General features: G+C 71.6%; 7 protein-coding genes. 6 read left to right on the top strand and 1 reads right to left on the bottom strand.

All coding sequences use genetic code 11. The features are described 5' to 3' along the window. The first annotated feature begins 449 nt into the window (after window positions 1-449). The 6 genes from rny to hflX all read left to right on the top strand — a co-directional run bounded on the left by rny (window position 450) and on the right by hflX (window position 7,108). Window positions 450-2,003, top strand: a complete 1,554-nt coding sequence (rny, locus tag ACWTSU_RS02615) for a ribonuclease Y (RefSeq protein ID WP_455138323.1) — start codon at window positions 450-452, stop codon at window positions 2,001-2,003. Between the two features lie 3 nt (window positions 2,004-2,006). Continuing rightward, the gene (locus ACWTSU_RS02610; RefSeq protein ID WP_455138322.1) at window positions 2,007-3,086 is read left to right on the top strand and encodes an ATP-binding protein; all 1,080 of its coding nucleotides are present in this window, start codon (window positions 2,007-2,009) and stop codon (window positions 3,084-3,086) included. Between the two features lie 81 nt (window positions 3,087-3,167). After that, window positions 3,168-3,491, top strand: a complete 324-nt coding sequence (locus ACWTSU_RS02605; protein ID WP_455138321.1) for a stage V sporulation protein S — start codon at window positions 3,168-3,170, stop codon at window positions 3,489-3,491. After that, window positions 3,491-4,858 (top strand): tRNA (N6-isopentenyl adenosine(37)-C2)-methylthiotransferase MiaB, encoded by a 1,368-nt coding sequence (gene miaB / locus ACWTSU_RS02600; RefSeq protein WP_455138320.1) that lies wholly within the window; start codon window positions 3,491-3,493, stop codon window positions 4,856-4,858. Before ACWTSU_RS02605 ends, miaB begins: the two co-directional genes overlap by 1 nt. Continuing rightward, a complete protein-coding gene (miaA, locus tag ACWTSU_RS02595; RefSeq protein ID WP_455138319.1) occupies window positions 4,855-5,817 on the top strand; it encodes a tRNA (adenosine(37)-N6)-dimethylallyltransferase MiaA in 963 nt (320 codons plus the stop codon). The genes miaB and miaA overlap by 4 nt, the downstream gene beginning before the upstream one ends. Next, entirely contained in the window at window positions 5,804-7,108 is a 1,305-nt protein-coding gene (gene hflX, locus ACWTSU_RS02590) for a GTPase HflX (RefSeq protein ID WP_455138318.1), read from the top strand. Before miaA ends, hflX begins: the two co-directional genes overlap by 14 nt. Here the strand turns inward: hflX and ACWTSU_RS02585 are convergent. Continuing rightward, a partial coding sequence (locus ACWTSU_RS02585; RefSeq protein ID WP_455138317.1) for a heparan-alpha-glucosaminide N-acetyltransferase domain-containing protein occupies window positions 7,105-7,494 on the bottom strand: 390 nt, incomplete at its 5' end. The two genes, hflX and ACWTSU_RS02585, sit on opposite strands and share 4 nt — an antisense overlap.

Below are 7,494 nucleotides of genomic sequence, written 5' to 3'. Positions count from 1 at the left end.
AGGCGCCGCGGTGGGTAGCCCGCCGACGTTGAGGGTTGGCCTGAGGAGTTCGGCGACCCCGGCGACGAGGGCGGGCGCTCGCTCGCGCTGGCCTCGCGGCGCCGCCTCACCGGCAGGAACGACTTCCAGAAGATCGCGCGCTTCCTCTCGGCGCGGGGTTTCGCCCCCGGCCTCTCCGCCGACGTCGCCCGCGAGGTCACACGCGGAGATGAATAGACCGTCTACCTGAGCTTCATTTGACACGCCGCTTACCCGCACGCTACGATTGATGGGCTGCTAGGAGCGCACTCTCGCGCCGGGTCCCGCCCGGTTTGTCTTTTGTCCTTGTTCGTTGCCGACGCACCGCCACATAGGCAGAGGCAGGATGCTCCTCCTGCGGTGGGTTCCGCGGCGCATCGTGCCGCGGTCTCCTGAACGAGCCTGACACACACAACATATGAGGAGCAACCATGGAACTTGCTATCGCAGCGGTGGTCGGCCTCGCGGTCGGCGCCGTGGCCGTCTACCTGATTCTCGCCTCGGGCGCCAACTCCAAGCTCAAGAGTGCCGACGCCCAGCTCGACTCCGCGCGCGAGGAGGCCGAGCGCATCGCGGCCGAGGCGGCGCGCCAGGCGGAGAACGCCAAGAAGGAGGCCGTCCTCGAGGCCAAGGAGGAGATCCTCCAGCTGCGCCAGAACTCGGAGGCCGAGGACAAGAAGCGCAAGGGCGAGCTGCAGACCCTCGAGAACCGCATCATGCAGCGCGAGGAGTCGCTCGATCACAGAAACGACGCGCTCGACCGCCGCGAGCACCAGCTCTCGAGCCTCCAGGGCCAGCTCGACCGCCGCGCGAGCGACCTCGACGAGATGGCAACGCGCCAGACCGCCGAGCTCGAGCGCATCGCCTCGCTCAGCACCGAGGAGGCCCACGCCGAGCTGCTCGAGCGCGTCCGCGCCGAGTCCGTTCGCGACGAGGCGCAGATCCTGCGCGAGTCCGAGCAGCGCGTGCGTGCCCAGGCCGACAAGACCGCGCGCGAGATCATCTCCACGGCCATCCAGCGCTGCGCCGCGGACCAGGCCGGCGAGATCACCGTCACCTCCGTCCACATCCCCTCCGATGACCTCAAGGGCCGCATCATCGGTCGCGAGGGACGCAACATCCGCACCTTCGAGCAGGTCTCGGGCGTCTCGCTCGTCATCGACGACACCCCCGAGACCGTGGTTCTCTCGAGCTTCGACCCGGTCCGCCGCGAGACGGCGCGCGTGGCGCTCGAGAACCTGATCGCCGACGGCCGCATCCACCCGGCGCGCATCGAGGAGCTCTACAAGAAGGCCGAGGCGCTCGTCGCCGAGCGCGTCCGCGAGGCCGGCGAGCAGGCGGCCTTCGACGCCGGCATCCACGACCTGCACCCCGAGCTCGTCAAGACCCTGGGCGCCCTGCGCTACCGCACCTCCTTCGGCCAGAACGTGCTCGCGCACTCCGTGCAGGTCTCGACGCTCTGCGGCATCATGGCCTCCGAGCTCGGGCTCGACGAGGCCCCCGCCAAGCGCGCCGGCCTGCTGCACGACCTCGGCAAGGCGATCGACCACGAGGTTGAGGGACCGCACGCCGTGATCGGCGCCGATCTCGCCCGTCGCTACGGCGAGCGCCCGGAGATCGTCCACGCCATCGAGGCCCACCACGCCGACGTCGACCCCGACACGGTCCTCGACGTCCTGGTCCAGGCGGCCGACGCCATCTCGGCCGCGCGCCCGGGCGCGCGTCGCGAGTCCGCCGAGAGCTACATCAAGCGCCTCGAGAAGCTCGAGGAGATCTCCAACGCCCACGAGGGCGTCGAGCGCACCTACGCGATGCAGGCCGGCCGCGAGCTCCACGTCATGGTCGAGCCCGAGAAGATCTCCGACGCCCAGGCCACGGTGCTCGCGCACGACATCGCCAAGCAGATCGAGGACGAGATGGAGTACCCCGGCCAGGTCCGCGTCGTGGTGATCCGCGAGTCGCGCGCCGTCGACGTGGCGAAGTAGCCCATGGCCGCTGACCTCGCCGACTTCGTCTCTTCGATGGGGGGCGACCGCGCCCTGCGCGTCGAGGAGAACCTCGGCGAGGGCTACGTGCGCCTGCGCGTCGCCGAGGCCGAGCGGCGGCAGGCCATCCATGACATCCGCTGCGTCGAGGACGCCGTCACCGAGATGCTGCGCAACGCGCGCGACGCCGGGGCGCGCCACATCTACGTGGCCACGTCACGCGAGGGCGACGTGCGCACCACGGTGATGCTCGACGACGGCTCCGGCATCCCCGAGGACATGCACGAGCGCGTCTTCGAGGCGCGCGTCACCTCGAAGCTCGAGAGCTACCACATGGACCGCTGGGGCGTCCACGGCCGCGGCATGGCGCTCTTCTCGATCCGGGAGAACGCCGTCTCGGCCGAGGTCTGCGCATCCGCGTCCGGCAAGGGCTCCTCGATCCGCGTGGTGACGGACGCCACCAGGCTCGCCGAGCGCGCAGACCAGTCGAGCTGGCCCGTGCTCGGCACCGACGAGGACGGCGCCGAGACGTGCGTGCGCGGTCCCCACAACATCGTGCGCGCCTGCTGCGAGTTCGCACTCGACCAGCGCTCGTCGTGCGAGGTCTACCTCGGCTCGCCCGCCGAGGTCGCGGCCACCGCCCGCGCCCGCGCGGCGAGCTCGGTGGACGGCGCCGACCTGCTCTTCATCGACTCGCTCGACGAGCTCCCCGTGATCGAGCGGCTGCGCGCCGCGGCCGACGCCACCGAGCTGCGCGAGCAGGCCGTCGCGCTCGGGCTCGAGATGTCCGAGCGCACCGCGCACCGCATCGTCTCCGGGCAGATCAGGCCCCTGCGCAGCGTGCTCGCCCGCCTCGAGCGCCGCGCGGCGCCGGCCTCCTCCCGGCCGCGCGAGGTAGACCTCGCGCGGGACCGCCGCGGGCTCAGGCTCTCGGGCGACGACCTCGAGGAGTTCTCGCGCGCGATGGAGCGGGACTTCTCGCTGCTCGCCGAGCGCTACTACCTCACGCTCGCGCGCGAGCCGCGGGTGCGCGTGTCGCCGAGGCGCGTCACCGTCACCTTCGACCTCGGCAGCGACGACTAGGCGCCCCGCCGCCCTGAAGTACAATCGTTCCCACGCGCCACCCGCGCACGAGCACATGAAACGCATCAGGAGAGAGATTACATGGACTATCTGAAGGTCTCGAGCAAGTCCTCGCCCGCCTCGGTCGCCGGCGCCATAGCGGGGATGGTGAAGGACGGTGTGCCCGTCAACGTCCAGTGCGTGGGCGCCGGCGCGGTCAACCAGGCCGTCAAGGCCGTTGCCATCGCACGGGGCTTCCTGATCCCCACCGGCGTCGACATCTCGTGCGCCCCCACCTTCTCCGACATCGAGATCGGGGGCGAGAGCCGCACCGCCATCCGCATCGCGGTCTACGTGCACCGCATCCCCGCCCCCGCGCCCGAGCGCGCCGGCGAGGCCCCGACGACCGGGGCGGTGCAGGCCTGATGGAGCACCCGCGCGAGCTCGTAGGGCTCACCTACTGCGTCAGGACCTTCGGCTGCCAGATGAACCTCCACGACTCGGAGCGCGTCGCGGGCGTGCTCGAGGAGTGCGGCTGCATCTGCGTGGACGACACCGATGACGCGGACATCGTCGTCTTCATGACCTGCTGCGTGCGCGAGAAGGCCGACCAGCACCTCTACGGCCAGGCCTCCGCGCTCGTGAGCGCGCCGAAGCCCCCCTCCGGGCGGCGCGTGGTCGCCGTGGGCGGCTGCATCGCGCAGCGCGACGGCGCGCGCATCCGCGAGCACATACCGGTGGCCGACGTCGTCTTCGGTACGAGCGCCATCGAGAGCCTGCCGGGCCTTCTCGCTGACGCGCTCGCCGACGGCGGGCGCGAGGCGCACGTGGACACCGTGGAGGAGGGGCGCTCCTTCTCCACGGAGCTGCCGAGCCACCGCGCGAGCGCCTTCCACGCGTGGGTCCCCATCATGACGGGCTGCGACAACTTCTGCACGTACTGCATCGTGCCCCACGTGCGCGGCCGCGAGAAGAGCCGCACCATGGAGGCGATCGTGGGCGAGGTCGAGCGGCTCGTCGCCGACGGCGTGCGCGAGGTCACCCTGCTGGGCCAGAACGTCAACTCCTACGGGCGCAACATCTACGGCGAGCCGCGCTTCGCCGAGCTGCTGCGAAGGGTGGGCGAGACGGGCGTCGAGCGCATACGCTTCACCTCCTCCAACCCCAAGGACCTCTCCGACGACGTCATCGCCGCCATGGCCGAGGTGGACGCGGTGATGCCGCACCTGCACCTCGCGGTCCAGAGCGGCTCGACGCGCGTGCTGCGCGCGATGAACCGACGCTACACGCGCGAGCAGTACCTCGATCTGGTCGCGCGGCTGCGCGCCGCCATCCCCGAGCTCGCCCTCACGACCGACATCATCGTCGGCTTCCCCGGCGAGACCGAGGTGGACTTCGAGGACACGCTCTCGCTCGTGCGCGAGGCGGGCTTCTCGTCCGCCTACACCTTCATCTACTCGCCCCGCCCGGGCACGCCCGCGGCCAAGATGGTCGACGACACGCCCCGCGAGGTCATCCAGGAGCGCTTCGACCGACTCGCGGCGCTCGTGGCCGACCAGGCGCACGAGGCCAACCAGGAGGACCTGGGCCGGCTCGTGGGCGCCCTCGTGGAGGGACCGTCCAAGCGCTCGCCCGACGTCATGGTGGGCCACAGCGAGAAGAACCGGACCGTGCATTTCCCGCTCCCCGAGGGGCGCTCCGCAGACGAGCTCGTCGGGCGCATCGTTGACGTGCGCGTGGAGGAGGCGCGGACGTGGTACCTGCGCGGGAGCGTGGAGGGCGAGCCGCGGTGAGCGCGCAGGCCCCGGGCCCGGTGGTCTGCGTCGTCGGGCCGACGGCGTCGGGGAAGAGCGCCCTCTCCGAGCTCGTGGCCGCCCGCCTCGGCAGCTGCGTGGTCTCCGTCGACGCGATGCAGGTCTATCGGGGCATGGACGTGGGCACGGCCAAGACGCCCGCGGGCGAGCGGCGCGTGCCGCTGCTCATGGTCGACGTGGCCGACGTGCGTGAGAACTACTCCGCTCAGCGCTTCCAGCGCGACGCCCGTGCCTGCGTCGACCGCCTGCTCGGGGAGGGGCGCGTCCCGGTGCTGTGCGGCGGGACGGGCCTCTATCTCAACGCCGTCATAGACGAGATGTCCTTCCCCTCGGGCTCGCGCGACGAGGAGCCCCGCCACGCCTACGAGGCGCTGCTCGCCGAGCGCGGGCCGGCGGCGCTGCACGAGCTTCTCGCCGCGCGCGACCCCGCCAGCGCGGCGCTCATCCACCCCAACAACGCCCGGCGCGTGGTGCGCGCGCTCGAGATGCTCGACGAGGGGACCTCCTACGCAGAGCACCACGAGGGCCTGCACGCGCGCGCGGCCCACTATGACGCGCGCGTCTGGGGCCTCACGATGTCGCGCGAGCGCCTCTACGAGCGCATCGACGCGCGCGTGGACCGCATGATGGGGGAGGGCCTGCTCGACGAGGTGCGCACGCTCGCCGCGCGCGGCCTCTCTCCCGACGTGACGGCGGGACAGGCCATCGGCTACAAGGAGCTGCTCGACGCCCTCGCGGGGCGCTGCGGGCTCGACGAGGCGGTCGAGACGATCAAGCGGCGCACGAGGCGCTACGCCAAGCGCCAGCTCTCGTGGTTCAGGCACGACCCGCGCGTGCGCTGGATTGACCTCGACGCGTGTGACCTCGACGAGGCGTGCGCGCGCATCCTGTCCGACCTGGGACGGGGCGAGGGGAGGGACGAGCGTGGCGCGCTTTAGGCCGCACGACACCGCGCCGGTCCCGGAGCGCGCCATCCTGGTGGGCGTCGAGCTCGGCCGCTCGGAGTGGACGCTCGAGGAGTCGCTCGCCGAGCTCGCGCGCCTCGCCGAGACCGACGGCGCCGAGGTGGTCATGACGCTGACCCAGCGCCTCGACGCGCCGGTGCCCAAGACGTTCATCGGAAGCGGCAAGGTCGAGGAGCTCTGCTCCTACGTGCGCAACCTCCGGGCAGACGTGGTCATCTTCGACGACGAGCTCACACCCTCGCAGCAGGCCAACCTCGAGCGCGCGGTCGGGGAGCCCGTGAAGATCATCGACCGCACGGCGCTCATCCTCGACATCTTCGGCGTGCACGCCCGGACGCGCGAGGGGCGCCTCCAGGTGCAGCTCGCGCAGCTCCAGTACGTGCTCCCGCGCCTGAGGGGCATGTGGAGCCACCTGGTGGGGGAGCAGACGCGCGGCGGCATCGGCAGCCGCTTCGGCCAGGGAGAGAGCCAGCTCGAGGTGGACCGCCGGCTCGTGCGCGCCCGCATCTCCACGCTGCGCCGCGAGCTCGAGCGCCTCGAGCGGCGCCGCGGCGTGCAGAGCAAGGCGCGCTGGGACTCCGGCACCTGGCGCGTGGCCCTCGTGGGCTACACCAACGCGGGCAAGTCCACGCTGCTCAACCGCCTGACGGGCTCGGACGTCTACGCGCGCGACGAGCTCTTCGCGACGCTCGACCCCACCACGCGCGCCCTCACGCTCGAGGAGGGGCGTCGCGTCACCCTGACCGACACGGTCGGCTTCATCCAGAAGCTCCCCACCATGCTCGTCGAGTCGTTCAAGTCCACGCTCGCCGAGGTGCGCGCGGCCGACCTGATCCTCCTGGTGGCGGACGTCTCCGACCCCCACCGCGAGCTCCAGATGCGGGCGGTCCGCTCCGTGCTCGCCGAGATTGGCGCCTCCGACATCCGCACCGTCGAGGTGCTCAACAAGTGCGACCTGGTCGACGAGGCGCAGCTGCGCGACGCGCTCGCCGCGCACCCGGACGCCGAGGTCGTCTCCGCGCGCGAGGGGCGCGGGCTCAGGGGGCTGCTCTATCGCGTCGCGCGCGAGGCGAGTGAGGGAAGCGTCTCGCTCACAGTGCTCGTGCCCTACGAGAAGGGCCTGCTCATGAAGATGGTCCACGAGCGCTGCCAGGTCATGCGCGAGCGCTACGTGCAGGATGGGCTGCTCGCCACCGTCCGCGCCGACGCGCGCATGGCCGCCACACTCGCGCCCTACACGACCAAGGCCGAGGGCGAGGCCTAGCCGAGAAGCGCGCTCAGGAGGGCGCTCGCGGCCAGGATGACGGGCTGGTGGGCCACGTATACGAGAAGCGCGTGGCGACCAATCAGGTTGAGGGGTGCCACGCTCGCCTCGCGGGCCCATGCCGGGTAACCCCTCCGCGCCCACCGCGCGCCCAGGGCGGCGCCGGCGAGGAAGAGCATGAGGTAGGGGAGCAGCGGGTAGTAGTCACCGGAGGCGAAGCCCGGACCAGGGAGGCCCAGCCACGCGAGCCAGGGGGTCCGATAGAGCGCCTCGGGGAGCTCGACTGAGAGCGGACCCAGGCCCACCCGCCCGGACGAAAGGTCCTGGAGGGCGAGGAACGCGACGAACAGGCAGAAGGCCGCAGAGCGGGAGAACAGAGCGGGGGG

The organism is Thermophilibacter sp. (assembly GCF_966187215.1).
Note: the sequence above shows the minus strand (reverse complement) of the source record. Positions and strands in the feature narration are given on the sequence as shown.

Coding starts and splice junctions, on each gene's coding strand:
- rny (WP_455138323.1), top strand. CDS start 450: ATGGAACTTGCTATCGCAGCGGTGGTCGGCCTCGCGGTCGGCGCCGTG.
- ACWTSU_RS02610 (WP_455138322.1), top strand. CDS start 2,007: ATGGCCGCTGACCTCGCCGACTTCGTCTCTTCGATGGGGGGCGACCGC.
- ACWTSU_RS02605 (WP_455138321.1), top strand. CDS start 3,168: ATGGACTATCTGAAGGTCTCGAGCAAGTCCTCGCCCGCCTCGGTCGCC.
- miaB (WP_455138320.1), top strand. CDS start 3,491: ATGGAGCACCCGCGCGAGCTCGTAGGGCTCACCTACTGCGTCAGGACC.